28 protein-coding genes are annotated in these 25,979 nt (G+C 64.5%); 15 read left to right on the forward strand and 13 right to left on the reverse strand.

The genetic code is table 11. The features are described from left to right. Positions 1-6: 6 nt before the first annotated feature. The gene (gene xseA / locus AC1C2N_RS14985; RefSeq protein ID WP_495434420.1) at positions 7-1,242 is read right to left on the reverse strand and encodes an exodeoxyribonuclease VII large subunit; all 1,236 of its coding nucleotides are present in this window, start codon (positions 1,240-1,242) and stop codon (positions 7-9) included. A gap of 86 nt (positions 1,243-1,328) precedes the next feature. Here xseA and AC1C2N_RS14990 point away from each other — a divergent pair, with 86 nt between their 5' ends. Both AC1C2N_RS14990 and AC1C2N_RS14995 read left to right on the forward strand, forming a co-directional pair. Then, complete coding sequence (locus tag AC1C2N_RS14990) at positions 1,329-2,357, forward strand: 4-hydroxy-3-methylbut-2-enyl diphosphate reductase (protein WP_483404977.1); 1,029 nt, start codon at positions 1,329-1,331, stop codon at positions 2,355-2,357. Next, a complete protein-coding gene (locus tag AC1C2N_RS14995) occupies positions 2,357-2,986 on the forward strand; it encodes a DUF6264 family protein (RefSeq protein ID WP_495434421.1) in 630 nt (209 codons plus the stop codon). Before AC1C2N_RS14990 ends, AC1C2N_RS14995 begins: the two co-directional genes overlap by 1 nt. Positions 2,987-3,072: 86 nt before the next feature. Here the strand turns inward: AC1C2N_RS14995 and fbaA are convergent, their stop codons facing one another. Further along, positions 3,073-4,098: a class II fructose-bisphosphate aldolase gene (gene fbaA, locus AC1C2N_RS15000; RefSeq protein WP_483404631.1), complete on the reverse strand. Its 1,026-nt coding sequence runs from the start codon at positions 4,096-4,098 to the stop codon at positions 3,073-3,075. Between the two features lie 325 nt (positions 4,099-4,423). Here fbaA and glpX point away from each other — a divergent pair, with 325 nt between their 5' ends. After that, the gene (gene glpX / locus AC1C2N_RS15005) at positions 4,424-5,419 is read left to right on the forward strand and encodes a class II fructose-bisphosphatase (protein ID WP_483404630.1); all 996 of its coding nucleotides are present in this window, start codon (positions 4,424-4,426) and stop codon (positions 5,417-5,419) included. 46 nt (positions 5,420-5,465) lie between these two features. Here glpX and AC1C2N_RS15010 read toward each other — a convergent pair whose 3' ends face one another. Together AC1C2N_RS15010 and AC1C2N_RS15015 are read right to left on the reverse strand one after the other, a co-directional pair. Further along, positions 5,466-5,831 carry a hypothetical protein gene (locus tag AC1C2N_RS15010; RefSeq protein WP_495434422.1) on the reverse strand — a complete coding sequence of 122 codons (366 nt, stop codon included), beginning with the start codon at positions 5,829-5,831 and terminating at the stop codon, positions 5,466-5,468. Between the two features lie 534 nt (positions 5,832-6,365). Next, positions 6,366-7,730 carry a DNA recombination protein RmuC gene (locus AC1C2N_RS15015; protein ID WP_495434423.1) on the reverse strand — a complete coding sequence of 455 codons (1,365 nt, stop codon included), beginning with the start codon at positions 7,728-7,730 and terminating at the stop codon, positions 6,366-6,368. 68 nt (positions 7,731-7,798) lie between these two features. On the opposite strand from AC1C2N_RS15015, the gene AC1C2N_RS15020 reads away from it, so the two are divergent. Together AC1C2N_RS15020 and ychF are read left to right on the forward strand one after the other, a co-directional pair. Further along, complete coding sequence (locus AC1C2N_RS15020) at positions 7,799-8,734, forward strand: DMT family transporter (protein WP_495434424.1); 936 nt, start codon at positions 7,799-7,801, stop codon at positions 8,732-8,734. A 6-nt stretch (positions 8,735-8,740) separates the two neighbouring features. Then, a complete protein-coding gene (gene ychF, locus AC1C2N_RS15025; protein ID WP_483404627.1) occupies positions 8,741-9,814 on the forward strand; it encodes a redox-regulated ATPase YchF in 1,074 nt (357 codons plus the stop codon). Here ychF and AC1C2N_RS15030 read toward each other — a convergent pair. Both AC1C2N_RS15030 and AC1C2N_RS15035 read right to left on the reverse strand, forming a co-directional pair. Continuing rightward, entirely contained in the window at positions 9,804-10,319 is a 516-nt protein-coding gene (locus AC1C2N_RS15030) for a tetratricopeptide repeat protein (RefSeq protein ID WP_483404626.1), read from the reverse strand. The two genes, ychF and AC1C2N_RS15030, sit on opposite strands and share 11 nt — an antisense overlap. Positions 10,320-10,508: 189 nt before the next feature. Further along, on the reverse strand, positions 10,509-11,186 hold the full coding sequence (locus tag AC1C2N_RS15035) for a DUF4386 domain-containing protein (protein ID WP_483404625.1): 678 nt from the start codon (positions 11,184-11,186) through the stop codon (positions 10,509-10,511). A gap of 23 nt (positions 11,187-11,209) precedes the next feature. Here AC1C2N_RS15035 and AC1C2N_RS15040 point away from each other — a divergent pair, with 23 nt between their 5' ends. Then, positions 11,210-11,878, forward strand: coding sequence for a TetR/AcrR family transcriptional regulator C-terminal domain-containing protein (locus AC1C2N_RS15040; RefSeq protein ID WP_483404624.1), 669 nt, complete (start codon positions 11,210-11,212; stop codon positions 11,876-11,878). 208 nt (positions 11,879-12,086) lie between these two features. Here AC1C2N_RS15040 and AC1C2N_RS15045 read toward each other — a convergent pair whose 3' ends face one another. Then, a complete protein-coding gene (locus AC1C2N_RS15045) occupies positions 12,087-12,686 on the reverse strand; it encodes a TetR/AcrR family transcriptional regulator (RefSeq protein ID WP_483404623.1) in 600 nt (199 codons plus the stop codon). A gap of 92 nt (positions 12,687-12,778) precedes the next feature. On the opposite strand from AC1C2N_RS15045, the gene AC1C2N_RS15050 reads away from it, so the two are divergent. From AC1C2N_RS15050 to AC1C2N_RS15070, 5 genes are all read left to right on the forward strand, one after another. Further along, complete coding sequence (locus AC1C2N_RS15050; RefSeq protein WP_483404622.1) at positions 12,779-13,615, forward strand: SDR family NAD(P)-dependent oxidoreductase; 837 nt, start codon at positions 12,779-12,781, stop codon at positions 13,613-13,615. Positions 13,616-13,719: 104 nt separating this feature from the next. Continuing rightward, on the forward strand, positions 13,720-14,424 hold the full coding sequence (locus tag AC1C2N_RS15055; RefSeq protein ID WP_483404621.1) for a hypothetical protein: 705 nt from the start codon (positions 13,720-13,722) through the stop codon (positions 14,422-14,424). Between the two features lie 111 nt (positions 14,425-14,535). Further along, positions 14,536-15,105, forward strand: a complete 570-nt coding sequence (locus tag AC1C2N_RS15060; RefSeq protein ID WP_495434425.1) for a hypothetical protein — start codon at positions 14,536-14,538, stop codon at positions 15,103-15,105. An 8-nt stretch (positions 15,106-15,113) separates the two neighbouring features. Further along, positions 15,114-15,518 carry a VOC family protein gene (locus AC1C2N_RS15065; protein WP_495434426.1) on the forward strand — a complete coding sequence of 135 codons (405 nt, stop codon included), beginning with the start codon at positions 15,114-15,116 and terminating at the stop codon, positions 15,516-15,518. Between the two features lie 304 nt (positions 15,519-15,822). Then, complete coding sequence (locus AC1C2N_RS15070) at positions 15,823-16,344, forward strand: leucine-rich repeat domain-containing protein (RefSeq protein WP_483404618.1); 522 nt, start codon at positions 15,823-15,825, stop codon at positions 16,342-16,344. 15 nt (positions 16,345-16,359) lie between these two features. Here AC1C2N_RS15070 and AC1C2N_RS15075 read toward each other — a convergent pair whose 3' ends face one another. Then, complete coding sequence (locus AC1C2N_RS15075; RefSeq protein WP_495434427.1) at positions 16,360-16,839, reverse strand: mycothiol transferase; 480 nt, start codon at positions 16,837-16,839, stop codon at positions 16,360-16,362. Between the two features lie 229 nt (positions 16,840-17,068). On the opposite strand from AC1C2N_RS15075, the gene AC1C2N_RS15080 reads away from it, so the two are divergent. Continuing rightward, complete coding sequence (locus tag AC1C2N_RS15080; RefSeq protein ID WP_495434428.1) at positions 17,069-17,500, forward strand: hypothetical protein; 432 nt, start codon at positions 17,069-17,071, stop codon at positions 17,498-17,500. Positions 17,501-17,927: 427 nt separating this feature from the next. Here AC1C2N_RS15080 and AC1C2N_RS15085 read toward each other — a convergent pair whose 3' ends face one another. The 4 genes from AC1C2N_RS15085 to AC1C2N_RS15100 all read right to left on the reverse strand — a co-directional run bounded on the left by AC1C2N_RS15085 (position 17,928) and on the right by AC1C2N_RS15100 (position 22,804). Beyond that, positions 17,928-18,551: a hypothetical protein gene (locus AC1C2N_RS15085; protein ID WP_495434429.1), complete on the reverse strand. Its 624-nt coding sequence runs from the start codon at positions 18,549-18,551 to the stop codon at positions 17,928-17,930. Between the two features lie 149 nt (positions 18,552-18,700). Continuing rightward, complete coding sequence (gene ligD / locus AC1C2N_RS15090) at positions 18,701-19,933, reverse strand: non-homologous end-joining DNA ligase (protein ID WP_495434430.1); 1,233 nt, start codon at positions 19,931-19,933, stop codon at positions 18,701-18,703. Between the two features lie 387 nt (positions 19,934-20,320). Continuing rightward, positions 20,321-21,811, reverse strand: a complete 1,491-nt coding sequence (locus tag AC1C2N_RS15095) for a peptidase M16 family protein (protein WP_495434431.1) — start codon at positions 21,809-21,811, stop codon at positions 20,321-20,323. A gap of 111 nt (positions 21,812-21,922) precedes the next feature. After that, positions 21,923-22,804, reverse strand: a complete 882-nt coding sequence (locus AC1C2N_RS15100; protein WP_483404611.1) for a sigma-70 family RNA polymerase sigma factor — start codon at positions 22,802-22,804, stop codon at positions 21,923-21,925. Between the two features lie 80 nt (positions 22,805-22,884). On the opposite strand from AC1C2N_RS15100, the gene AC1C2N_RS15105 reads away from it, so the two are divergent. The 3 genes from AC1C2N_RS15105 to AC1C2N_RS15115 all read left to right on the forward strand — a co-directional run bounded on the left by AC1C2N_RS15105 (position 22,885) and on the right by AC1C2N_RS15115 (position 25,185). Continuing rightward, entirely contained in the window at positions 22,885-23,265 is a 381-nt protein-coding gene (locus AC1C2N_RS15105; RefSeq protein WP_483404610.1) for a DoxX family protein, read from the forward strand. Between the two features lie 131 nt (positions 23,266-23,396). Then, the gene (locus AC1C2N_RS15110; protein WP_483404609.1) at positions 23,397-23,798 is read left to right on the forward strand and encodes a PLD nuclease N-terminal domain-containing protein; all 402 of its coding nucleotides are present in this window, start codon (positions 23,397-23,399) and stop codon (positions 23,796-23,798) included. A 133-nt stretch (positions 23,799-23,931) separates the two neighbouring features. Beyond that, positions 23,932-25,185, forward strand: a complete 1,254-nt coding sequence (locus AC1C2N_RS15115) for an endo-1,4-beta-xylanase (RefSeq protein WP_495434433.1) — start codon at positions 23,932-23,934, stop codon at positions 25,183-25,185. Between the two features lie 84 nt (positions 25,186-25,269). On the opposite strand, the gene AC1C2N_RS15120 is transcribed toward AC1C2N_RS15115, so the two are convergent. Further along, on the reverse strand, positions 25,270-25,809 hold the full coding sequence (locus AC1C2N_RS15120; RefSeq protein WP_483404607.1) for a CarD family transcriptional regulator: 540 nt from the start codon (positions 25,807-25,809) through the stop codon (positions 25,270-25,272). Positions 25,810-25,979: the final 170 nt, after the last annotated feature.

Consider the following 25,979-nt stretch of genomic DNA (forward strand, 5'->3'; position numbering starts at 1 on the left):
TCCATCCTAACCGCGGGCTGGAGTGCCCAATTCGAGAGCGCCTTCGCTCGACGCGGCGATGGCTCCGTCGGCGAGGGTGAGGGTGAACCTGGTTCCGGTCGGAGCGTCGGCCGCCGATCGTATGACATGGCCGTCGGGGTCCTGGGCGATCGCGTAGCCACGATCGAGGGTGCGCTGCGGCGACAACGCCTTGAGGTGCGCCTTGAGTTCGGCTGTCGTCCGCGATTCGTGGTCGAGGGCCCGCTCGATGAGTTCGGTGCCGCGGGCCACGTACCTGGTGAGTTCCTGCGCGCGGGCGTCGATGATCCACGACGATGACGACAGCGCCGGACGTGAGCGAATGGCGTCCACCCTCGCGGTTTCGTTGCTGAGGAACCCGGTCAGTCTCATCGTGAGGCGGGTGCGGGCCTGCTGGACCCTGGACAACTCTTCGGTGACGTCGGGGACCACGCGCTTGGCGGCATCCGTTGGGGTCGATGCCCTCAGGTCGGCGACGTCGTCGAACAAGGGACGGTCGGCCTCGTGGCCGATGGCGCTCACGATCGGAGTGGAGCAGGCGGCTGCGGCGCGGACGACGCGTTCGTCGCTGAAGCCGAGGAGGTTCTGGAAGTCGCCGCCGCCGCGAGCCACGATGATGACGTCGACCCTCGGGTCGGTATCGAGCGTCTTCAACGCCGAGACCACCTCTGGCACGGTGCGGTCCCCCTGGACGGCGGCGTGGACCACCCGAAAGTCGACGGCAGGCCAGCGCAGCTGCGCGTTGCGGATGACGTCTTTCTCGGCGTCGGAGTCCTTGCCCGTGATGAGTCCGATGCAGTGGGGCAGGAAGGGAAGGCGCTTCTTGCGGCCGGCGTCGAAGAGCCCCTCGCTCGCCAGTTGTCGTCGAAGCCGCTCCAGGCGTTCGAGCATGTCGCCGAGCCCAACGTGCTTCATCTGGAAGACCTGCATCGTGAGGCTGCCGCCCTTGATCCAGTAGTTGGGCTTGATCAGTGCGATGACGCGGTCGCCGTGTTTCAGATCGTCGGGCAGCTTGGCGCGCACCGACGACCAGACGGTGAAGCTCACCGTCGCGTCACCGTCGACGTCTTTGAGCTTGCCGTAGATGTTTCCGCCCGAGATTCCCCACTGGGAAATCTCGCCCTCGACCCAGACAGTGCCGAGCCTGTCGATGTAGTCACGGATCTTGGAGCTGAGCAGCCCCACCGGCCACGGTTTCTCTGCCGTCGCCGGTTCCGTCGCCATCTATTCGCTCCTCAGCCTCATCCAGCCTCTGCACAGTGCGAGCGGCCTAGAATCGTTACGTGAGTAACGTAACTGTCAGCCTGCCCATGCCGAGGATCCCCGGCGTGCGTTCGAGGCTCAAGGATACCCCGGTCGTCGGACACAAGAGGGTGTTGCTCGCTGCTCCACGCGGCTACTGCGCCGGTGTCGACCGGGCTGTCATCGCTGTCGAGAAGGCGATCGAGCACTACGGCGCTCCGGTCTACGTCCGCAAGCAGATCGTCCACAACGTCCACGTTGTGTCGACGCTCGAGGAGCAGGGCGCGATCTTCGTTGAGGAAGTTGACGAAGTACCCGCTGGAGCCCACATCGTCTTCAGCGCGCACGGCGTCTCACCTGCCGTCGTGAACGCAGCGGCCGACCGCGGCCTCAAAGCCATTGACGCCACCTGCCCGCTCGTGACGAAGGTGCACAGGGAAGCCGTCCGGTTCGCCCGCGACGATTTTGAGATTCTGCTCATCGGTCACGAAGGCCATGAGGAAGTCGAGGGCACAGCGGGCGAGGCACCCGAGCACACGACCCTCGTCGGCAGCCCCGATGAGGCAGACACCGTCCAGGTGCGTGACCCCGACAGGGTTGTCTGGCTGTCACAGACCACGCTGAGCGTCGACGAGACCATGGAGACGGTCCGCCGCCTCCGTGCCCGGTTCCCGAACCTGCAGGATCCGCCCAGCGACGACATTTGCTATGCGACACAGAACCGCCAGGTCGCGATCAAGAAAGTCGCCGAGAACGCCGACCTCGTGATCGTCGTCGGTTCCGCAAACTCGTCGAACTCGGTGCGCCTCGTTGAGGTCGCGCTCGAGTACGGCGCGAAGGCGGCATACCGCGTCGACTACGCCAGCGAGATCCGGCAGGAATGGCTCGACGGAGTCGAAACCGTCGGTGTTACGAGCGGTGCGTCCGTTCCCGAGGTACTCGTCGACGAGGTGCTCGCTGACCTGTCGGGTGCCGGTTACCGCGATGTTGAAGAAGTGAAGACGGCTGAGGAGGACCTCATGTTCTCGCTGCCGAAGGAACTTCGAACGAACCTGAAGGGTGCGCGCGAAGAGCGCGCGCTCGGAGGACGGCGCTGATGAGCGACAACGAACGGCCACGGCCGCAGTTCGGCGAGTACGCGACACCTGAGGCGCAGAGGAACGCGATCAAGGTGCCGCTCGACGACGTCGAGTCGGTCCCCGTCCAGTCGCAGGTGTCTCCCTCGAGCCACATCACTGTTCAGGGCGCGCAGCGTCCTGAGACGTCCCGTCACAACGCCGGGTCCCCGGACGCCGCCTCGCGTGGCGCCGGACGAGACGATACGCGACTCAAGGAAGGCGGACGGGTCGTACCGTCCGCTGGTGACAGGTTCGCGACAATCGCGCTGCTCGGCCTCGGCCTGATCACCGCTTTCATGACCCTGCCGGCGCTGATGAACCTGCCGGCGGCCATCGGCCCGGCCTTCACTCAACTGGGGATTGGCGACTTCACCACGGATGACCTCGCGTTTTCCCTCGGCTGGGGTGCGCTCATCACCCAGGTCGTTGTCTGGGGACTCGCGCTCTGGCTGTCAGTGCGCACCCTCCGCCGCGGAAAGCTCGCGTGGTGGATCCCTCTCGTCGCTGGAGTGATCGCGAACATCGTCGTTATCGCTGCGATCGCTGTGGCGATGAGCGCCGACCCGGCATTCATGGAGTACGTCAACCAGATGAGTGCCGCCGGCTGACGCACGTTCGTCGTTAACTGACGGATGCCCCGACCAGGAGGTCGGGGCATCCGTCAGTTAACAGCGTTATCTGTTTACTGCACTGTCTAGCGGATCGCGTGTCCGGCTGAACCGAGCTGGCGGGTGGCCTCGACCACGCGTGCAGCCATGCCGCTTTCGGCGACCTTGCCCCAGGCGCGCGGGTCGTAGAGCTTCTTGTTGCCCACTTCGCCGTCGATCTTGAGGACGCCGTCGTAGTTCTTGAACATGTAGTCAGCGATCGAGCGGGTGAACGCGTACTGAGTGTCGGTGTCGATGTTCATCTTGACGACACCGTTGGCGACGGCTTCCGCGATTTCGGCATCCGTCGATCCGGATCCACCGTGGAAGACGAGGTCGAGCGGCTTGGCGGCGGTGCCGTACTTCGCGGCGATGCCGTCCTGGATCTCCTTGAGGAGTTCCGGCTTGAGCTTCACGTTGCCTGGCTTGTAGACGCCGTGCACGTTGCCGAAGGTGAGGGCGGCCATGTAGCGGCCCTTGTCGCCGAGGCCGAGCGCTTCAACGGTCGCGATGGCGTCGTCGAGTGTCGTGTAGAGGTGTTCGTTGATGTCGTGGCTGACGCCGTCTTCTTCACCGCCGACGACTCCGATTTCCACCTCGAGGATGGCGTTGATCGCGCGAGTGCGCTTGATCATGTCCTTGGCGATCTCGAGGTTCTCGGTGAGCGGAACTGCCGAGCCGTCCCACATGTGCGACTGGAAGAGGGGGTTGTTGCCCGCCTTCACTTCTTCCTCGGATGCCTCGATGAGCGGCAGGACGAATCCGTCGAGTGCGTCCTTCGGGCAGTGGTCGGTGTGCAGGGCAACGGTGATGGGGTAGTTCTTCGCCACCTCCGTGGCGAACTTCGCGAAAGCGATGGCGCCGGCGGCGCGGTTCTTGACCGTGTGGCCGGCGAAATAGTCGGCTCCACCTGTGGTGACCTGGATGATGCCGTCAGAGCCGGCCTCGGTCAGGCCCTGCAGTACGGCGTTGATGGTCTGCGAGCTGGACACGTTGAACGCGGGAAAGGCGAAGCCTTTCGCCTTGGCGGTGTCGAGCATCTCGGCGTACTGCTCTGGGGTTGCGACGGGCATAACTGCTCCTTGAGAGAGGGGTTGTCTTCGTTGCTAGCTTACTGAGGGTGCGGGGGTCGCGGCAGATCCGGGCTGTCGTCGAGGGGTTTCGCCGCGCTGCTCGGCCAAAAACGGTCGCCCAACCCGACGACTTACCGCCGTTTGAGGCCGAGCAAAGACGGCCGCAGCCACTTCTGTCCGAGCAGCGCACTCGGGGGCGGGCAGCGCTGCACATTTGCGCGGCTGTGCCCCAGTACCGCGCCGATACCAGTCCTCCCGGTTAGGGTGGAAGGGCACACAGCGAGCCCGCCATCGCAACCACCGCCGTTTTCGATAAAGGACCAATGTGACCGAGACAGACACCGCCCCTCTCTTCCACCACCCCGACAGGAACCTCGCCCTCGAGCTGGTTCGCGCGACCGAGGCTGCGGCCATCCGTGCCGTGCCGTACATCGGCCGTGGCGACAAACTCGCCGCGGACGGAGCCGCCGTTGACGCCATGCGCGTGTTCCTGGGCACCGTGAACTTCGACGGCGTCGTCGTCATCGGAGAGGGCGAAAAAGATGAAGCCCCGATGCTCTTCAACGGAGAACGCGTCGGTAACGGCCAGGGACCTGCCTGCGACATCGCCGTTGATCCCATCGACGGTACGAGCCTGACCGCTGCCGGTCGGCAGAACGCACTGTCGGTCATCGCGGTCTCGGACCGGGGCACCATGCTCGACGCGTCGAGCGTGTTCTACATGGACAAGATCGTCACAGGGCCCGAGGGCATCGGTGTCGTCGACATTCGCAAGCCGATCGGTGAAAACCTGCGCGCGCTCGCCAAAGCGAAGGGCAAGGACGTCGGTGACATGACGGTTGCCGTCCTCGACCGGCCGCGACACGCACAGCTCATCGACGAGATCCGCGCGGCTGGCGCCGGAACGCGACTGATGCTCGACGGCGATGTCGCCGGTGGCATCAACGCTGCGCGCTACGAGACCCGCATCGACATGTGTGTCGGCATCGGCGGGAGCCCTGAGGGCATCGTCACGGCGTGTGCGGTGCGTGCGCTCGGTGGGCTGATCCAGGGGATCATGGCCCCGAAAGATGACGTCGAGCGCCAGAAGGGCATCGACGCCGGCCTGAAGATGGACTACGTCTACGAAGCGCACGAGCTCGTGAACAGCGACAACACGTTCTTCGTTGCTACGGGAGTCACCGATGGTGGCCTCGTCGAGGGCGTTCGACGGCTGGGACCGATCATCCGGACTCACAGCGTGGTGCTGCGGTCGAAGTCGGGCACGATCCGGCGGATCACCGCCGACCACCTCGCCGCGAAGTGGCTCGAGGAGGAGTAACCCTTCTGCGCGACGCGCTCTGTACGCGCGCGATTCACTTCATTGCTCACGAAACGCGGTTGCCCTGGGCGGGCAACCGCGTTTTTGTGGCAAACGAACGGATGCTGCGGCATCCGCGGCGGATGAGCGCGGTGCGCGTTTGGTGCGGCATCTCGTCCGTCACGAATGTGGGGGTTGTGGTGCTGAGGTCGGCATCCGCGACGGATGCTCGCGGCTCCGCGTTTGGTGCGGGCATCTCGTCCGTCACGAATGCTGGGGTTGTGGTGCTGAGGTCGGCGTCCGCGACGGATGAACGCGGCTCCGCGTTTGGTGCGGGTTCTCGTCCGTCACGAGTGTTGGGGTTGTGGTGCGGAAGTCGGCATCCGCGACGCATGAGCGCGGTGCGCGTTCGGTGCGGGATCTCGTCCGTCACGAATGTGGGGGTTGTGGTGCGGGAGTCGGCGTCCGCGGCGGATGAGCGCGGCTCCGCGTTTGGTGCGGCATTTCGTCCGTCACGAATGTGGGGGTTGTGGTGCGGGAGTCGGCGTCCGCGACGGATGAGTGCGGCTCCGCGTTTGGTGTGGGTTCTCGTCCGTCGCGAATGTTGGGGTTGTGGTGCGGGAGTCGGCATTGGTGACGGATGAGTGCGGTCCGCGTTTGGTGCGGGTTCTCGTCCGTCACGAGTGTTGGGGTTGTGGTGCGGAGGTCGGCATCCGCGACGGATGAGCGCGGCTCCGCGTTTGGTGCGGGTTCTCGTCCGTCACGAATGTTGGGGTTGTGGTGCGGAAGTCGGCATCCGCGACGGATGAGCGCGGCTCCGCGTTTGGTGCGGGTTCTCGTCCGTCACGAATGTTGGGGTTGTGGTGCTGAGGTCGGCATCCGCGACGGATGAACATTCCGTGGGGTTGTGCCACATTCTGTGGCATACGAGCGGATGCCGCGATGCGGCAACGAAGATCCGCCGCGGCTACTGGCGGTCGGGAGCCTCGGTGAGCGGTGCGTCGGCCGCCCGGTCACGGATGTCTTGCGTGATCCTGCCCTGCTCGAGTTCGAGCTCGCCGAGCAGCTCGAACGCACTGAGGTCGCGCGCCGCGTCTTCCACCTCGGCGAGCGGCGGGATGGTCTTCGACTCATCGAGCACGTTGAGCTTGCGCGCCGACGGCAGCACCTGGCGCTCAAGCGAGCCGACGAACCGGTTGTAGTCATTCACCGTTGCCTTCACCGACCGCCCGAGCTTGTCGATGTGCCCGGCCATCGTGGCGAGCCGCCCGTACAGTTCGCGGCTGAGATCGAACAGCGTCTTCGCTTCTTGCGAGACGACATCCTGCTGCCAGCTGAAGGCAACGGTCTTCAGCACCGACCAGAGTGTGACGGGGGAGGAGAGTGCCACGCGCTTGCTGAACGCGAACTCCATGATCGTGGGGTCGGCCTCGAGCGCACTCGACACAAGCGACTCGCTCGGGATGAACGCGATGACCATCTCGGGGCTCGCGTCGAGCCCGTTCCAGTACGTCTTGCTGCCGAGGGTGACGATGTGGTCGCGCACCGCCTTCACGTGCGCCCGCATCAGTGTGGCGCGACGCGCGAGTTCGGGCTCGGATGCCGTCAGCGGGATGGCGCTCGCCTCGATATATGAACTGAACGGAACCTTCGCGTCCACGGCGATGCTCTTGCCGCCGGGGAGGTAGACAACCATGTCCGGTCGGCCGGCTCCGCTGTCGGAGGTGATGCTCGACTGCACGTCGAAGTCGACCCGCTCCAGCAACCCCGCAGCCTCGACCACACTTCGCAGCTGGGTTTCGCCCCAGACCCCGCGGGTCGAGTTGTTGTTGAGCGCAGATGCCAGCGATTCGGCCGTCGAACGGAGCCGCTCCTCGGACTCGGTGGCACTCCGCAATTGCTGCGCCAACTCGCCGTGCTGCCTGCTGCGCTGCGCCTCGAGTTCGGTGACCTTGTGCTGCATCTCCTGGAGGCTCTCGCGAACCGGTGCGAGTGCCTGCAGCACCCTGCTCTCGGTGCGTGCCCGCTCGGCATCCTCTTCACGCTCACGACGGTGGCGCTCCACGAGATCCTGATATTGCTCGCGCTGGGCGTCGATCCGCTCCTGCAGGGCCGTCGCGCGCGTCTCAGCACGGGCCAGCAACTCGGCAAGCTGGGCGTGGCGCTCAGCCTCTGACGCGTGCACACGGGCCAGTTCTGACTCGTGCCGCGCCTCGGTCACCGGGTCGATCGTTGCCCCTGGCCTGCGGCGGCGGACGAGAACCAGCGTGGCAAGCACGCCGAGTACCGCGCCCAGTAAAACTCCGAGCAGAAGGGTCGCGAGAGGGTCCATGGCTTCAGTGTGACAGCGGCCGCCGACATGGCAGGCAACGCCAGCCGGATTGTCGATACGATCGGAGAATGGCTTCGTGGCGCGTGTATCTGTTCCTCGTGCTCGCGAACCTGTTCTGGTCGGGCAACTACGTTGTCGGCCATCTGCTCGCCGACGGCATCAGCCCCCTGCAACTCACCGCGATCCGCTGGGCGATCGCCGCACCGCTCCTGATCGTGTTCGCGATCCTGATCGAGAAACCCAACTGGCGTGCCGCGCTCCGGGAGTGGCCGATGCACCTCCTGCAGGCCGCCCTCGGCCTCGTCGCCTTCTGCCTGTTCAGCTACGAAGCGCTCGCACACACCACCGCGCTCAACGCCGCCCTCGTCGGCGCGACCAACCCGGTACTGATTGCGGTCGTCGCCGCGCTGCTCGTTCGCGAACGGATGCGCGGCGCAAGCATCCTCGGACTGGTCACCTCCCTGCTCGGTGTGCTGCTGATTCTCACCCACGGCAACCTTCTCGAGGTGTTCACCACCCAGTACAACATCGGCGGGCTGTACATGCTCGGTGCTGTGGCTGTGTGGACCGCATATACGATTCTCGGGCGGACGCTGACAACCGCACCAGTGACATCCGCTGCCGTCCAATCGGTGATGGCCGCAATCGCCCTTGCCCCGATCGCGCTCACTGTGGGCGGACCGATCACACTCGACAGTGCCGGCTGGTGGGGTGTGCTGTACATCGGGGTGTTCCCGTCGGTGCTGAGCCTCATGCTGTGGAACATCTCGGTCAAGAAAATCGGCGCGGGCAGGGCCGGGATCTACCTCAACCTCATGCCCGTCTTCACAGCGATGATGGCGCTCGCGGTGGGTACGCCGATCACGTTCGTTCAGGTGCTCGGCGGTGCCCTCGTCATCGGCGGGGTGTGGCTGACGAGCCGTCCCGCTCGCTCGATTCGTCGCAGCCAGGAACCGGCAACGGATGTCAACGCAGGAGCCTCGGAGGCTGGCCCGGTACGATAGACCCCCGTGGCTCTAACTATCGGTATCGTCGGTCTCCCTAACGTCGGCAAGTCAACCCTTTTCAACGCTCTCACCAAGAACGCGGTTCTCGCGGCAAACTACCCGTTTGCCACGATCGAGCCGAACATCGGAGTGGTGAACCTGCCCGACTCGCGCCTTGATGTGCTCGCCGAGATCTTCGGCAGTGAGCGCATCCTGCCCGCAGCCGTGTCGTTCGTCGACATCGCCGGCATCGTCCGCGGCGCCAGTGAGGGGGAGGGGCTCGGCAACAAGTTCCTCGCCAACATCCGAGAAGCGGATGCCATCGCGCAGGTCATTCGCGCGTTCTCCGATGAAGACGTGGTGCACGTCGACGGCGCGGTGAACCCCGCCGGTGACATGGAGACCATCAACACCGAACTCATCCTCGCCGACCTCGAGACGCTGGAAAAGGCGCAGTCGCGGTTCGAGAAAGAGGTCAAGGGCAAGAAGCTTGACCCGATCGTGCTGACCACGGCGAAGGCAGCCAGGGAGTACCTCGACACCGGCAAGCCGCTGTCGAGCTCGGGTCTCGACCTCGAGCCGATCAAGGAGCTCGGTCTCCTGACGTCCAAGCCGTTCATTTACGTGTTCAACGTCGACGAAGCCGTGTTGCAGGACCAGGCCAAGCTTGACGAGCTCGCCGCTCTGGTGGCTCCCGCCAAGGCGATCTTCCTCGATGCCAAGCTCGAGTCTGAGCTCATCGACCTCGATCCGGAAGACGCTGCAGAGTTGCTTGCGTCGACCGGACAGACCGAGTCGGGCCTGAACCAGCTCGCGCGCATCGGTTTCGACACCCTCGGACTGCAGACCTACCTCACGGCGGGCCCGAAAGAGTCACGTGCGTGGACCATTCCGAAGGGTGCGAAGGCACCCCAGGCGGCCGGCGTCATCCACACGGACTTCGAGCGTGGCTTCATCAAGGCTGAGGTCATCTCATTCGATGACCTCGTTGCCGCTGGCTCGGTTGCCGAGGCTCGCGCCAAGGGCAAGGCCCGCATGGAGGGCAAGGACTACGTCATGGCCGATGGCGACGTGGTGGAGTTCCGCTTCAACGTGTAATCGGGTCCTCTGGAGTCGCTGGCTCGGTTAGCGCGGCGGCATAGTTGCGTATCGAGCGCTGATATTGAGGCAGTGCCGCGATTTGCGCCTCGATGGCTACCCGGAGCGCCTCATCTTTGCGGCCCGCGCTATGAAGCGCCAAGGCCAGCACGACACGAGGTGCCGACCCTGTCGATTCGTGGGTCGGGGCGGCGCTCAAGACGGCGATGGCTTCATCGAGTCGGCCGAGGTTGCGCAGAGTCGATCCATACTGCACCGCGAGTTGAGCGTGCCGAGCTTCATCGAGGGTGAGTTCGAGCGCGCGCTCATACTCCGCGCCTGCCTCAGCTTCGAATCCCATCGAGTCGTACATGCTCGCGAGCTCGAATGCGCTCCGGCCGTCGTGCGCTGGGCACGCGTCAGCCAATTCCCGCATGGCCTTGACCCCTTCATGACGGCTGAGGGAGTCGAATCTGGCCCAGAGATCGGCGACGGAGGATTCCCATTGCTTGAGGTCTGCTGTCATGGAATCTAGTTTGTCAGGCAGCGACCTCACGACGTCGGGACACAACTGGTGGGCATCGCTGGTAGAGGTTGCTCGGTAACGTAACCCGGTGGAGTTCCGCTTCAACGTGTGACTGTCGTCGGATGCTATGACGCCCCGCGAGAAGGATTAGCGCTCCGCCGTATCGAACGCGGCTAAGCGGGCCGGGAGTTACGGTGCGGCAGGTGCTTCAACCGCGGGTGCCGCGACTCGCGACCGTAGTCCCACCGCGATGAGGTGGACCGCGAACCAGATCTCGAACGCGAAGACCGGCAGGGCGCACAGGCCGGCGATCGTGCCTCCCTGCGGGATGGCTCCGAACAGCTGTGCCGTGTTGCTCGCAAGCACGGCGGTGCCACCGACGAGACCGAGCACCGCCAGTGCGCGAGGCACGACGCGCGCGTCCAGAAGTAGCCAGCCCAGGATGAGGGTGTTTACGCTAATGACGAGACCCTGCCCCACGAGGAACGCCGCGGTGTGCATAGCGATGAACGCCTGCGCCTGCGGCGCGCTCGCCGCGGTCCACAGCAGCGCCAGCATCGGCAGGGTGCCCGCAGAGATGACGGTGGCTTCGAGAGCGCGGAGCCCCGCGAAGGTGGCGGCACGCATGGCCCCCACATCGCGCAGCAGTAGCCACAGCAACAGGCCGGTGCCGAGGCATCCTGCGGCGAGGATGAGCTCGAGTGCCACGCCCAGAGCGAGGGCGTCGGCCGAGTACGCGGCGACCGCGGTCACCGACGTGACATGGGTGATCAGGTAGAGGATGCCGGCGGTGCGGGCGTAGGTGCGCGGGTGAGTCGTCATGGCGTGCCGATCGTCGTCGGTGTACGCCGTATACCGACGCGGCATCAGTTTACGTATACGCTGTATACGTGTCAACAACCCGTTCACGGCCTCCTCTGGACCGCACGCGCGTACTCGACGGCGCCGTTGCCGTTGCGGACGAGGTGGGCCTTGAGTCCACGAGCATGCGCCGCCTCGCGGACTCGCTGGGGGTCACCGCGATGGCGCTGTACAAGCACGTCGCAAGCCGCGAGGAGTTGATCGACGGCATGCTGGACCGCCTCGTGGCGAGTATCGAGGTGCCCGCCCCCGGTCTGACCTGGAAACTCGCGTTGCGCGCCCGCATCCGTTCGGCACGGAACGTCCTGTCCGCGCACACGTGGACCCAGGCGGCGATCGAGACGCGGACCAGCGCCAGTCCCACCATCCTCGCCTACATGGACTCCCTCATGGAGATCATGTTCGAGGGCGGATTGTCCGCCGACCTCGTGCACCATGCGATGCACGCCCTGAGTACGAGGATGTGGGGGATCACACGCGATGTGTTGCCCACCCCGAGCGTCCCGGAGGACCCTGACGAGCGGGCTCAGGCGATGGTCGAGTTCGCGGTCGCCTATCCGGCGATCGTTCGCATGGCGACGACCGCGCCGCACGCGGGGGAGAGCTGCGACGAGGATGAGGAGTTCGCGTTCGCGCTCGACATCCTCCTCGACGGTTTCGAGCGCAAACACGAACAGCGGTGGGCGTCCGTTCCCTGACCAGGGCCTCCGTGGCGCTGATTGTCGGTCCAGTCATTCTTTGCGGCCGTCGAGTCCGGGCCAATCTGCTCCAGCCCCGGCGCAATGTCCGGCCGACTGCAGAGGGACCGTTCGAATCCACATGCATGTCGCCTAGCCAGCCGGCGGTGGTACGTCAGCGACGAGAAAAACACGAGCATTGATCGGGGCTCCGTCCTGCCCCATGGTCCTATGGGGAGTTTCCCTTGAGGAACTGATTCACCGCCGCCTCGGTCAGCTCGTCCAGTTGTTCCGCGTCAACGAGCCGGCTGTTGACGAGGGTGGCGAGACCGTTGATCGTGGCATAAAGAACGATTCCGATTTTTTCGTGGGGACCAGCCTGAAGGACGCCACTGTCCTGGCCTTCGTGAATCAGGTCGACAAGGGGTTCGAAGGCTCTCTCCGCGGAGAGTCGGACCCCTGCCTTCTCCGGCTGGTGCTTTGTCGCATTCATCAGGTCCAGGAGCGCCGGGTTCTCCGTCGCAAAGTTAGCGAACGCTGAGGTCGCGCGACTGACCCGGGAGGTGAAGTCGGCGTCTCCGTCCGCGACGGCGTGGCGGATGGCCTCGCCGAGACGACGGAATCCTGACTCTGCCAGCGCATCGAGCAGATCCTGGCGCTCCGGGAAGTGCCGCCGCGGGGCGCCGTGGCTCACTCCCACCTCCCGGGCGAGATCGCGCAGGGAGAGCTGCTCAGCGCCTCGTTCGCGCAGGCTGCGCTCGGCAGCCTCGAGGAGGGCTGCGTGCAGTCCTCCGTGATGGTACCGGCGCTGTTCTGTCTGCTCGCTCATGGGACCACGATAACCGGGGGCCGTAGGCATTGACAACATTAGTAGTCGGTGCCTACATTGGGGTCCATGACAGTTCAGGACGGTGCACTGTGGTGACTACGACGGCAGAGGAGCTGATCGTCGTCTCCGGTGCCTCGACAGGGATCGGGGCTGCCACCGCCCGCGAGCTCGCTTCTCGTGGTTACCACGTCCTCGCCGGGGTCAGGCGAGACGAAGACGCTGACGCGATCCGGGCTGAGCGTATCGAGCCTGTGATGCTGGACATCACCGTTGCCGAACACGTCGACGCGCTCGCCGCCCGAATCGCCCTCGATCCTCAGAGGCGACTGCTGCGTGCGCTGATTAACAACGCCGGGATCGAGATCAACGCTCCTATCGAGGTTCTCCCACTCGACCTGTGGCGGGAGCAGTTTGAGGTCAACCTCTTCGGACACATCCGGGTTATCCAGGCGTTGCTGCCCGCGCTGCGGCACAGTCGGGGCCGCGTGGTAAACATCAGTTCTGTCGGCGCGGAGGCCACTCTGCCCATCTACGGCGCGTATGCCGGCTCCAAGGCCGCGTTGGAGTCCGCCAGCGATGCCTTGCGCCGGGAAGTGGGTTCGCAGGGCATCCAGGTCGTGATCGTCCAATCCGGCGGCGTGAAGACCCCGATGGCTGCCAAGAGCGGGCCGCTCTCTCTCAAACTCGCTGAGGGGATGAACATCGAGCACACACGCCTCTATGGTCGCTTGATCTCTTCGACCGTGAGCTTTCAGTCCTCGTTTCTGCAGCGGGCGATTACGGCCGACCAGGCCGCGAAGAAGATCACGAAGATCACCACCACCAAGCGTCCTCGCACCCGATACAGCCTTGGCCCGGATGCTGCCTTCACACTGCCAATGGCGCGGTTCCTGCCTGCACGCCTCATGGATCGAGTCGTCCCGCGATAGCTCCTGCACTACCCAGAAGATCCCCTTTCACGCACGACCCTCATTTGTTCACCTCACCGTCTAGGCTTTCGAAGCATGACGAGCCAGATGGATGTGCCGACCGCATGAGCTTTCACTCGTTTCACCTCGCGCACATGCCGCCGCTGGCTGCAATCCGAGTGCTGCTGCGGGCACCCAAGGCCAACGGCCTTCGTCACATCGAAGTGCTCGCCGGCATGAAGTTGGGGGCCGCAGTGGTTTCCCCGCGCCGGATGCAATTGCGGCGAGTAGCTGTTTTCGCCGAGTGGGAGGACGAGGCGGCACTCGTCGACTTTCTCGCCGGGCACCCATTTGGCCGGCAGTTGGACAAGGGCTGGCACGTCAGGCTTGAGTTCTTGCGCCGATGGGGTCACATTCGCGAGCTGGACGGGCTGCCGGAGATGACGGAACGAGCGAATCTCGATGAGCCGGTCGTCGCCGTTACCCTGGCCCGGATGCGGCTGCCCGAGTTGGCACGATTCATCCACTGGGGCCGCCCCGTCGAGCGTCAGGTCCGGGACCATCCCGAAGTGACGCTCGCGCTGGCGGGCATCCGTTTGCCGCGGACGGTTTCAACGTTCTCGATCTGGACCAGCGCCCGAGCGATGACGGGGATGGTGTTCGGCCGCGAGGATGGTGAAGGTGCGCGCCGCCATGCTGAGGCGATGACCGAACGCGACCGTCGGAACTTCCACCACGAATTTACGACGCTGCGTTTTCGGCCGCTGTCCGAGCACGGGGCGTGGGACGCCCGGGCTCACTGGGTGCCGCGGCCCGCGGAGGTCGCGTAGCGAGGAAAGGCATCCGATAGCGTGTGGCCCTGGCGATTTTCGAACACCTGATGCGTTCGGTATGTTTGCGCCATGACACCAGAGGAACACCGCTTCAATGCTCTCGTCCTGATGTTCGCCAACCTCCAGCGCCTGATGGTTTTTCACAATGCCATCGCGGTCAGTGAAGGCAGGGAAATTGATTCCCACCTGAGGGAAGAGCTGACGTCCCGGCTCGACCTGGTTGGTGATGCGCTGCGGCGCTCGAGTGAAAACGCCGCGGTAAGCGACGCTGATGTGGATGCCGTCCAACCGGTTGTGGACTATCTCCAGCGGGAAATTCGTGCATACTTCGAGACCAAGCTGGACGGAGACCTTGGCGCGCAGGCCGCCCTCGGTGCGGGGGTCGTGTACGCGGCCTCCTACCTCAACGACGGCACCGTGCAGATGGGGCAGGTGTTCGATCGTCCGCACTGGGTCGACCGGGAGATGCAGAGCAAGCCGATGCTCATAGCCTTGCGAAATCGAGCGGACGCCGCGGTCGCTTCAGCAACACAAGGCGAGGTCTCTGCCGAGGTCCGCGGAGACATCGACTACCACGTGCGTGTCGCTCTCGGCGATCGTCAGCTCGTCCTGGCGCAGGTCGACGGATTGCCGACGATGTTGCAGGGGCGCGACGCCCGCGAGAACGTCGGGGCCTGAGCAGCGAGATGCCCATTTTCGATCATCTCGGCGTCACCGTGAACGACGTGCCTCGTGCGGCGACGCAGTTCGATCCCATCCTGTCGGCGCTCGGTTTCACCCGGACCGACGCTGACGAATCTGTGTCGTGGTACGCCGACGGCGAGACGGAGTTCATTCTGATGCCGGCTCGGGATCCCGGTACGGGGCCGCACCGCCACGGGCGGGTCGGCTGGCAGCACCTGGCATTCGCCGTCGACTCACGCGGGGACGTTGACCGCATGCATCGGATCGCGACGGATGCCGGATGGACGGTCGTGCGGGACCCGAAGGAATACCCCCGGTTCACCGACCGCTACTACGCCTCGTTTCTCGAGGACGACAACGGCATCCGGATCGAGTTCATGCACAACCCGCCGCGCGAGAGCGACTGATGGCCTCCGCGATGGCATTCCTAGGGGATGGATCGCTGGGGAGTAAGCGTGGTGGGTTCCGGTTCGACACCCCCGAGACACGTTGCACATGACGAGGTTCGCCGACAGATCACCCGCCTCGGTGTGGCAGCCCGACCAGTACCGCGGCCAGAGGTCGTTGGACGTTGTTGCAACCCAGCTCGCGGATCGAGGGCTAACTCCGTCGGCGCAACGTCGCGTCTTGCAGGACTGGATTGATTTCTTCGCGAACGAACGAACGCGGATACGACGACTCAGCCTGAGTTCGCGAGTGCCGCAGCCCCTTTTGGACTCTCTGGCCGGCCAGCCACAACTGGAAGCGCTGGACATCAAGTGGGGCAGCTATTCGGATCTTTCGGCGGTGGCCGGTCTGCCGAACTTGAGGCGGCTGACGCTCGGGGGCGCCCGATCGGTCACCGACCTGACGCCGCTCGCACCGCTTTCGAAACTCCGGACGCTCGTGGTCGACGGCGCTTTCCTCGTAACGGACCTGACCCCGCTGAGTTCGCTCGGAACCCTCCGGGAACTGGTCTACGGGAACTGCTCTCTCGGTTCCGATAAGACCGTAGAGGTGCGGGACTTTGTCTGGATTCGGCCAATGACAAATCTGAGAACGCTGCAGATGCCGGGATCGAGGCTCTCCGGGACGGACCTGTCGGACCTGTTGACACTGCCCAAGCTGTCACAACTCAACCTTCCACTGAGGCGGGCCTACAAGAAGCAGGTCTTCGAGTTCGCCTCCCGCAGCAAGGCCTTTGCGGGGCTCGCGCGCGCTTACGACGAATATGACGAGATGCGAACTGGCTAACCCGTGTGAGACGAACTACGGAAATACGAGGTTCTGGTGCCCGTCGATGAGCTCACGCACAATGTCGAGGTGACCGGCGTGCACGGACGTCTCGTTGAGAACTCGGAAGACGACCGCGCGCCCGTCCGCCAATTCAGGAGCATCGAAGATGCTGGTGGGCGGCGTCCACGCCGGAGGGGCATCCAGGTCGACGCGTGCGAGGACCTCGTCGCTTCGAGCGATCTGCCGTTTATAGATGTCGATCGCCTCTGCGCCGGTCATCGGGTCGGACGCCCAGCCGTCGTGCAAATCCTCAATGGCTCGCCAGTCGCCACCCAGTACCGCCGATATCCAGAACATCTCATCGTCGAAAGTGAGGTGATTGAGAAGTCGGGTGATCGTCCAGCCTGAGGGAACAACCGAGCGATGCATCTCGTCCTCGGTCAGGCCGCTGACGGCCCGGAGAACGTGGTCCCGCTCACCCTCGAGCTGAGCGATCAGCTGTGCGTCGCTCACTGCTTTTGGGTGGTGAAGGATGGTTTGAGAAGAGGAGCAGTCACGCCGCCAGCATATCCACGCCACTCATCGGCCAACAGGGTGAGGTGAAGGCCGCACCCAGTTCGGGGCAGTTCCACCGGACGCGGCTTGGGCGCCAATACGATCACCCTATGCCCCGATTTCTTGTTGTGCTCGAAGGAACGAGCGCCGGTCGAGTCCGCCTGCGGCTGTCTGCCGGAGGGATGTTGTGAAGCGGCTCCTGCTCGTTGCCATCGCCGCCGCGGTGGCTGCCGCGCTGACCGGGTGTGTCACGCTGTTCCTGCCCAACGAATCGGAATCTGCGCCTGAGCTTCGGGAACCCCAAACCCCCGCCGGCGAACCGGAAGACTGGGTGATCGTATTCTACGAATCCGGCTCCGACGACGAGGCGCTGGCTGCCATGGATGCTCTTTTGGACACGGAGTTGGCGGCCGACGAGGCGCTCGTTGCAGATGGCCTGGGCTGGATAGACGGCAATGAATTCGGGCAGGGATCTTATGACCTCTATTTCATCGGGTACGACCACGATGAGATGTGGGCTGTTCTCGAACCGATTCTGGCCACCGCACCAGTGAAGTGGACGCGAGTGGAATTTTGGGACGACCTCGACGGTTCGGCAACAGCGGAACTGACCCAGTGAGCAGGAAGGGTCCAGCGCCGGAAAAAGTCCTTATCCTCCGTCCGCTTGGCATCACGCGTGTGCTGAACGCCGCCGTCCCTCTCATTGTGGTGATCCCATTCGCTGTTTTGTCTGAGTTGCCGATCACGCAGCGGGCACTTCTGTTCTCTCCCCTTCTGGTTCTCGCGGCGGTCTTGTCGATTCGATTCTGGCGTCTCTCGGTCACCCTCTACCCGGATCGTGCCGTGGTGCGGGGGTATCTGTGGAGTCGGACCGTGAGGCGTGACCGGGTGACGGAGGTATCAGACTTCGCCTGGCTGGCGTGGACGACTGCAGCCGGACGGCGGCGGCGGACCCCGCTTGCCGCGCTGTGGGTCAACGGCTCGGCGCTACCGCGATACGCGAAACACGCCGCCAAGTGCCTTCAGCGCGCCCAGATGTGGGCGCGCTAGTCGCAGCTGACGGAGGTGAGCTCGGCGTAGTCCCCGTCCGTTGGCGTGGCATCCACAAGAATGGAGGTCACCCGTTCGATCGTGGCGGTTTGTGTGATTTCGCGCTGCGGTTCGGCGTACATGTCGTCCCAGATTCCGACGGTGACCGTCGCCGTCGTGCAATCCGGTTGCGTGACCAACAGCCATTCCCAGCAGTACTCGTTGCCGCATTCCGCTCCGCCCTCCTCGACGTAGACCACGTCCACACCGTCGACGGTCCACACCTCGGAGAGCACGGTGGCGGGTCGGTCGCCCAGAACGCCGGATTGCGCGACCGCGTCCACGACCAGGGGGACGGCGAAAATAATGCCCTGGACCATCATCAGGATGAGCAGTATTACCGTCGCTGTCCACTCGCCAGCGACGAGCCAGCGGGGTGGCTTCATTGCCGCTAGCCGTTGTGTGGTCGGCGCCGTGAGCGGTGCCGGGTAACCGGGATACCACGGTCCACCCGGATTGGTCGGTCCGGTCGGGTATGCCGGAACGGCGGGGTCTACTGCGAACGGATGCGGGGAGAACGGATGCTGGACGGGAACGGGCCGCGTATCGTGCCCGTCGTCGGCGGAGTGCTCGGTGTTCACTGAACGCTCTGCGCGCGCGGCAGTCGTCCGACTGGAGGGTGCAACTGGGGCATAGCCACAGAGTATTGACCGGTAGGCGTGCGCACTCCACCCACTTCGGGGCCGGTCGCCCTGGGCGAGGCTGCACATGCAAGATCAGGCGCTGGCCCTCAGAGAGCCGCGCTCTTTCCCGCCCACGGGTCGTAATCGACCTCGAGTTCTGCCTGTTCCGGGCGTGCGCCCTCAGGCACATGCTGCAGGTTCACGCGGATCCGATACCAGAGCGAACTCGAGCCCCGCATCCCGTCGACGAGAACATCGGCCGGTTCGAGGAGCTTGACGACGTCGGGATGCTTTGACTTCCACCGCTCGAGTCCCTCCAGGGCCTCCGGCTTCGTCTTGGCACGGGCTACCTCCACGAGGGGCATCGTTGAGGTGCGCCGGCCCGATCCGTCCGACGCTCTCGGTGGTTTCTCGGCCGGGCCCAGTTCTTTTGCCAGGGCGAGCAGGCCGTCGAGACTGCCTGCGGCGTCATCGATTCCGGATGCCGCATCGCCACGGTCCGCGAACCGCTTCAGTACCGAGCGCACGGTGAAGTGCTCCGGGCGGCATCCGGGCACTTCGTCCCAGTCCAGCGGTGTCGACACCCGGGCGTCGGGCAGCGCCCGGACCGAGTACGCCGATGCGACCGTGCGGTCCTTCGCGTTCTGGTTGAAGTCGACGAAGACGCTCTCGCCACGCTCTTCCTTCCACCACTTCGCGGTTGCGAGTCCCGGCGCCCGTCGCTCGACCTCGCGCGCCAGAGTTTCAGCCGCGAGCCGTACCTGGCGGTAGTCCCACCGCGGTTCGATGCGGGCGTAGATATGGATGCCGCGGGAACCGGATGTCTTCGCCCAGCCAACGAGGCCGTAGTCGCTGAGCACCTCCCTCGCGATCATCGCAACGTCGACGATCTGTCGCCAGTCGACTCCGGGCATGGGGTCAAGATCGACCCGCAGTTCGTCGGGATGATCGAGGTCCTCGGCGCGAACCGGGTGCGGATTGAGGTCGATGCAGCCGAGGTTCACCACCCAGGCGAGTGCAGCGGCATCCCGAACGACGACTTCCTCTGCCGAATTGCCCGATGCGTACTGCAGGGTGGCGGTTTCGATCCACTCGGGACGTTTCTCCGGTGCGCGCTTCTGGAAGAACGCCTCCTGGTCGATGCCCTTCACGAAGCGTTTGAGAACCATGGGCCGCCCGGCGACACCGCGAAGCGCACCATCGGCGACCGCCAGGTAGTACTTCACCAGCTCGAGTTTGGTGATGCCGGGCTCGGGAAAAACCATCTTGTCAGGATGCGAAACATGCACCTCGCGTCCGTCGATCTCCAGCACCTCTGCCTGGCTCGCCTGTGCGCTCACGCACTCACCATAAACCTGCGGGTCGGTGCGCGTCTGCCCCTCGAGGCATCGACGCGAGGCTCTAAACCCGCGCCGCGAGATGCCCCAACCGACCCGTCAGAGAGCTGGGGGAGGCTCTGCCGCCATATAACAAATTGGCGGCTCGTCGAATCGCTGGTCATGCTCCACCTCGTATTGGCATTCGCCGCAACCATCAGTCGGGGTCGCGCCGAATGCTCCTCCCCAATGCTCGCGCCAGTCGTGGTGGCACACCGGGCAGGTTCCGTAGAAGCTGACCCTGTCGCGTTCGATCGCCCGCCTTTGCTCCAGCCAGGCGTGTACGAGCTTCGGCACCCGGAACGATGGGAAAAGTGGCATCACGAGTGCGCGCTCGTGTCAGATACCGGCTCACTCATGGGACGGAAACCCGCGCACAATGTCCGGCGAGAACGCCGTGACGAGCTGCCGGCTCAGCTTCTTGCCCCTCTTCCACTCGGTTGGGTCACACTCGGTACTTCGTCCCCAACGGTCAAGGAGCACCACACAGCCACACTCTCGATGCCCCACCAGAACGATGTCGCCATGTTCGATCGACGTCAGTCGGTTTCCTTCTCGCCGGAGGATATGGGTGTCGGTGACCCACACTTCGTCCTTCGACGCCTTCGCGCGCCAGGGTTCATGCCCCGCCCGCAACGCCCGGTGGCGTTGCACGCTCTCGCGGTCCTTGTGCCTGGTCCAGATCCTCTGGCGGTCAAGCGGCAGCTTCAGTTCTCTACGCAGCTTCGCGGGAAGGTGGGCATCTTCATGGACCGCAACAAGAAGGGTCGGGATGCTCTTTTTCAGAGCATGGGTCAGCATCCCTGAGGTCAACGTTTCACCGATTGTGAGCGTCTCCGCGGGAGTGACAGTGCGGCGGAGCAAGAGACCGTCGATCGCCAGATCGTCCAGATAGAGACTCCCACCCGCCGAGTCAGCGCCGACGTTGGAGGCAATGACCGAGCGGGCTGAGTTCGTTGCCTGAGCGCTGAAGCCGCTCTCGGCCACGTCCTTTATTGCGCGCACGCCGGCGCGAAGCGCGGCAACGAGGTTCCGGTCGAGAGGGTCCAAAACGAGGTCCAACTGCGAGGAATCGTCGTCGATTCGTGTCGTGAAATGGTCCACGGAGTAGATCAGGCCCTTGGCCTGACGGAGCCGGATAAATAATTCATCACTCAACGCAGCGCTGAGAAACGCTTGTAGCTCGATCGGCACGACGAGCGAGAACGCCACGCCTGCTTTGCCCGAGGTCACCAGGCGCGGTGTCTCACGTGCCGACGGCACCGGTGCGTGGACTACCGCTGGCCCCGACGGAAGTCGGACGTCAAGGGCGGCAGGCACTTCACCGGTGAACGACAGTGCAGCGTTTTCCCGTGTGAGCCAGTGTTGTGCCCACTCGATCACCTCGGTTCTCGACAGCGCCCCGGTTGTTGGTGCACCGAGAGCGGCGGCTCCGAGGCCCCGGACTCCGAACCGGTTAGCCAGCAGGCCCGGCGAGATGAAACGAAATGCGTACGGCCTCTCCGCCTCAATGATGTCCTTCTCGAGCTCGAGGTCCTCGGCTGTGACGCGCTGCACGTTCGCGATCGCGGATGCCACCGTATTGAGGAAGTGCGCGACGGCATCGGCTGTGCCCGTCGCGAAGAACTCGACCGAGTCCTCTTTCACGGTGCCTCCGTGGGCATCGGGCACCGGCTGGGTCAGGCGAAGAACGACGTGTTCCACAAGATGGGTGACCCCGGCCATGGTCGGAGGTTCATCTCTCATTCCGACTCCGAAAGTCAGCGTTCCTGTCGCGACGCCCTCGCGACAGAGCGAGTAGGTGGCCACGCCGTTGTGGGAGGAGGTGGTCACCGGAGTCATAGGGGGAGTCTGGCAGAGCAGTCGCCGCGGACAGGGTGTTCACGGCCGGTTTATCTTCGCACTACTGCCCCGAGTTGTAGGGGCAGCGGACGTGACGCGGCAACGGTCCGTCTAGCCGGGATGACCCGGAAGGTGCATCGCCGCGAGACGCTCGGGGTCACGCAGCGAGATGATATCGACGATGCGATCCCCGACAACGGTGCATCCCATGACGCCGATCGGCATGCCGGTTGTGCTCCACGCGACCATGCCCGGATCGCCATTGACGAGCACACGATGTCCCCGTCCTCTCGCGCGCGCTCTGCGCTGTGCAATGGCTGCCACAGCAGTCGCTCCCACCAGCACCTCCACACCATGCGCCGTGTGCGTGCGCCAGGTCACATCCGGATCGAGCACGCGCAGCAGCCGCTCGAAGTCCCCGTCCCTGGCCGCCGCGAGGAATGCGTCGACCACCGACCGCTCGCGCCGTCTCTGCTCGGCTGGACGCGAGGAGCCCTGTACTTTCTGGCGAGCCCGGCTGGCGAGCATCTTGCTCGCGTTCGCGGACTTCCCAATGATCGGGCCGATCTCCTCGAAGGTCACAGCGAACATGTCGTGCAGCACAAACGCCAGTCGCTCGGCAGGGCTGAGAGTATCGAGCACAACGAGCAGTGCCAGACCCACCGATTCCGCGATCGCCGCTTCGTCCTCGGGTGCGCCGTGGCTGTCGTCTGTGACGAGCAACTCCGGCACCTGATCGTCATATGCCACCTCGCGCCTGGCCTTGCGTGAGCGAAGTATGTCGATACAGACCCGGCCGACGACCGTGGTGAGCCAACCGGCGAGGTTGTCGATCGTTGTCGCGTCCTGGCGGGACAGCTTCAGCCACGCCTCCTGGACCGCGTCCTCGGCATCCGCCCGCGAACCGAGCATCCGAGAGGCGACAGCAATCAGGCGGCCGCGCTGTTCGTCGAATGCCCGCGCAATGACCTCGTCGGAATCGGATGCCGCCATGGTGTTACCTTCCTCCCTCGAGTGCCGTCATAGGTAATGACGGCCCGCGACGGGTCGAGGTAACGACAGGGAGAATAATCATGAACCTCGCTCTGTGGATCACCGCCGGGTTGCTAGCCGCTGTATTTCTCCTCGCAGGCGCCAACAAGGTGTTCATCCCTTACGAGAAACTGGTCAGGTTTCCCGGTGCCGGATGGGCCAATGACTTCAGTGCCCGGTTCGTCAAGGGACTGGGAACCCTCGAGATACTGGGTGCCATCGGTCTCATTCTGCCCGCGTTAGTCGGAATCGCACCGGTCCTGGTGCCGATGGCGGCCGCCGGTCTGGCGGTCATCATGGCCGGTGCAACGGTCGTGAGCTTCCGCCGCGGCGAGATGCTGCACGCTGCGTTGGATTTGATCTACCTCGCGCTGGCCCTGTTCGTTGCGTGGGGCCGATTCGGTCCCGAGCCTTTCGGATGATTGGCGGTGCGGCGGCGTCACCGGCTCACCATAAACCCGAGGGCCGGTGCGCGTCAGCCCCCGTGCTCAGTCTGCTCACTGACACGAAAAAGTGTGGCGCACAACCGTTGCTGATCAATAGGATCTCCCGCATGTACATCGTGCTCTCGGCCCTCACGTTCCTGCTCGTGATTGCAGCCCTTGTCGACGTCATCACGCGGCAGGACTGGCAGGTGAAGCACATGCCCAAGATGGTCTGGGTGCTGCTCGTCATCTTCCTTCCCCTGATCGGCAGCGTCCTGTGGTTTCTCATCGGCCGTGAATACGACGGGAGCCAGAACATCATCGACCGGCCGGTGCGGCGCGCGCGACCGCAGCGAGCGTCACAGGCACCGACTGATGTCCAAGGGCCCGGGTACAGTGCACGCTCGCGGACGACGGAGGAGCAGCTCGCGGACCTCGAGCGCGAGATCGAGTTTTACGAGAAGCAGGCGCGCCTTCAACAGCTGAAGGCCGAGACCGAGCGCCGCCGTGAGCCAGACGGAGTGAACTGAACCCCGCGTGATGCGCGCAGGCGCTGAGTGGCGCTAGTGTCATGCAAATGTACGAACGTGACCACGTGGCATCCCTCCTGAATACTGAAGAGCGTCTCTCTGCGCCTGCGACCTCGCCTGTGAGGGGCGACAAGTGAGCTTCGACCACAGGCGGGCGACCGCCAGACTCATGGTCATCGACGTCGATGGCTCGCCGCTCAGGGACGCGGATATCGTGCTGGAGCAACGCAGTCACGAGTTCGCGTTCGGCAACATCGGGTTTGATTTCATCCCGCTGGCCAACGAGGAGAGCGAAACTCCCTCCCGCCGCGATGGGTTCGCGAGCGCGTCGACCGAAGGCCTCGCCGGATTAGCCGATCTCTGGCTTGACGTCTTCAACACGGCGACGCTTCCGTTCTACTGGCGAATCTTCGAGCCGGTCGAGGGGGAACCGGACACCCAGCGACTCCGCGCCGCTGCTGCCTGGTTCGCCGAACGCGGGGTCACCGTGAAGGGGCATCCGCTCACCTGGCACACGCTCGCGCCGGAGTGGCTGGGAGGCAGGACGGAGAACGAGATCGAGGCGCTCCAGCGAGGCCGGATCCAACGGGACGTCGCCGACTTCGCAGGACTCATCGATACGTGGGATGCCATCAACGAGGTGGTGATCATGCCCGAGTTCACCGCGGAGGAGAACGGTATTTCTCGACTCGCGAAGAAGATCGGGAGGGTGCCGATCGTCCGGCTCGCTTTCGAGGAGGCGCGACAGACCAACCCATCGGCGACGCTGATTCTCAACGACTTCGATCTGTCGCCCGCCTATGAGCGCCTCATTGAAGATGTCCTGGATGCCGGCATCCGCGTCGACGCGATCGGCCTCCAGACGCACATGCACCAGGGCTATTGGGGAGAGGGAACCATGCTCAGGATGGTCGATCGGTTTGCCCGCTTCGGGCTGCCGCTCCACCTGACCGAAACCACCCTCGTCTCGGGCCACACCATGCCGCCGGAGATTGTCGACCTCAACGATTACCAGATCGCGTCGTGGCCATCGACGCCGGAGGGAGAGGCCCGTCAGGCCGATGAGATCGAGCGGCACTACCGCTCCCTCGTCGGGCACCCGGCGGTGCAGGCAATCACCTACTGGGGGATCACCGATGACGGTGCCTGGCTCGGTGCCCCCGCTGGGCTCGTGCGATCGGACGGCACACCGAAGCCCTCCTACGATGCGCTCAAATCGCTCATCAAGGGGGAGTGGTGGCTGTCGAGAACCGAGGTCCGGACGGACAATCACGGAACCGTGCCGCTGTCGGGGTTCTTCGGTGAATACACGGTGCAGGCGAAGGGGAAAACCGCGACTGTCTCGCTCGCTTCAGGCGTCGACGAGGCAGTGGCACGGCTGGCCTGACGCTGTGCCGGCCTGGCCTAACGCTGGCCTGCTTAACGCGGGCCTGACGCGGCGCTGGCCGCAGCGGCCAGCGCCGTCACGCATCTAGGCGACCGCGGTAGCCTCATCGGTTGCACCCGGGGTGGTCGGCTCCGCCGCGGAATCCGGCGCGAGGGCCTTGTGCAGCGCTGCCTCTGCCTCTTCTACACCGATCTCGAGCGAGAGAGCGATCTCGGTGACGAGCGGGCCCTGCGCGTGACGCAGGAGCTCGCGCTCAGCGAGGGAGAGGCCACGGTCGTCGCTGCGCCTGGTCAGGTCACGGACGACCCCGGCAATGGTCAGGATGTCACCGGCCTTGAGCTTTTCCTGGTTGTCTTTCATCCGGCGCGACCACTTGTCTTCCTCGTCGATCGTCGGTGCCCGGAGGACGTCGAACAGGGCCTTCGTCTCATCGGGACTCAGAACGGCGCGAATACCGACCTGTTCGGCGCTCGCAACGGGAACGCTCACGGACAGCTTGGAATCGTGGACCTCGAGCTTGAGGTATTGAACCTCGTTGCCCTTGACGGTCCTGGAGAATATCGAGGTGATTGTGGCGGGACCATGGTGCGGGTAGACAACGATCTGGCCTTCGGAAAACTGCATGGGATGTACCTCCGGGTGCGCATGAGCGCCTTACTCAACCTCGCGCGAAGCAGGAACCGAAGTTCGTACGACACCCGACAGTCGACCCAATTCCCGGCGGGCGATGCAGTCGTTCGCCGGATTCCATGGGCGCGCGGGCAGGCAATTCCACAGGGGCGGATCTGCCTGGC

It is taken from the genome of Mycetocola sp. Y791, from assembly GCF_059445325.1.

Coding starts and splice junctions, on each gene's coding strand:
- xseA (WP_495434420.1), bottom strand. CDS start 1,242: ATGGCGACGGAACCGGCGACGGCAGAGAAACCGTGGCCGGTGGGGCTG.
- AC1C2N_RS15020 (WP_495434424.1), top strand. CDS start 7,799: ATGGCTTCGTGGCGCGTGTATCTGTTCCTCGTGCTCGCGAACCTGTTC.
- AC1C2N_RS15060 (WP_495434425.1), top strand. CDS start 14,536: ATGTTCGCCAACCTCCAGCGCCTGATGGTTTTTCACAATGCCATCGCG.
- AC1C2N_RS15045 (WP_483404623.1), bottom strand. CDS start 12,686: ATGAGCGAGCAGACAGAACAGCGCCGGTACCATCACGGAGGACTGCAC.
- AC1C2N_RS15110 (WP_483404609.1), top strand. CDS start 23,397: ATGTACATCGTGCTCTCGGCCCTCACGTTCCTGCTCGTGATTGCAGCC.
- AC1C2N_RS15055 (WP_483404621.1), top strand. CDS start 13,720: ATGAGCTTTCACTCGTTTCACCTCGCGCACATGCCGCCGCTGGCTGCA.
- AC1C2N_RS14995 (WP_495434421.1), top strand. CDS start 2,357: ATGAGCGACAACGAACGGCCACGGCCGCAGTTCGGCGAGTACGCGACA.
- AC1C2N_RS15030 (WP_483404626.1), bottom strand. CDS start 10,319: ATGACAGCAGACCTCAAGCAATGGGAATCCTCCGTCGCCGATCTCTGG.
- AC1C2N_RS15015 (WP_495434423.1), bottom strand. CDS start 7,730: ATGGACCCTCTCGCGACCCTTCTGCTCGGAGTTTTACTGGGCGCGGTA.
- AC1C2N_RS15065 (WP_495434426.1), top strand. CDS start 15,114: ATGCCCATTTTCGATCATCTCGGCGTCACCGTGAACGACGTGCCTCGT.
- AC1C2N_RS15105 (WP_483404610.1), top strand. CDS start 22,885: ATGAACCTCGCTCTGTGGATCACCGCCGGGTTGCTAGCCGCTGTATTT.
- AC1C2N_RS15120 (WP_483404607.1), bottom strand. CDS start 25,809: ATGCAGTTTTCCGAAGGCCAGATCGTTGTCTACCCGCACCATGGTCCC.
- AC1C2N_RS15095 (WP_495434431.1), bottom strand. CDS start 21,811: ATGACTCCGGTGACCACCTCCTCCCACAACGGCGTGGCCACCTACTCG.
- fbaA (WP_483404631.1), bottom strand. CDS start 4,098: ATGCCCGTCGCAACCCCAGAGCAGTACGCCGAGATGCTCGACACCGCC.
- AC1C2N_RS15100 (WP_483404611.1), bottom strand. CDS start 22,804: ATGGCGGCATCCGATTCCGACGAGGTCATTGCGCGGGCATTCGACGAA.
- AC1C2N_RS15035 (WP_483404625.1), bottom strand. CDS start 11,186: ATGCCGCGTCGGTATACGGCGTACACCGACGACGATCGGCACGCCATG.
- AC1C2N_RS14990 (WP_483404977.1), top strand. CDS start 1,329: ATGCCGAGGATCCCCGGCGTGCGTTCGAGGCTCAAGGATACCCCGGTC.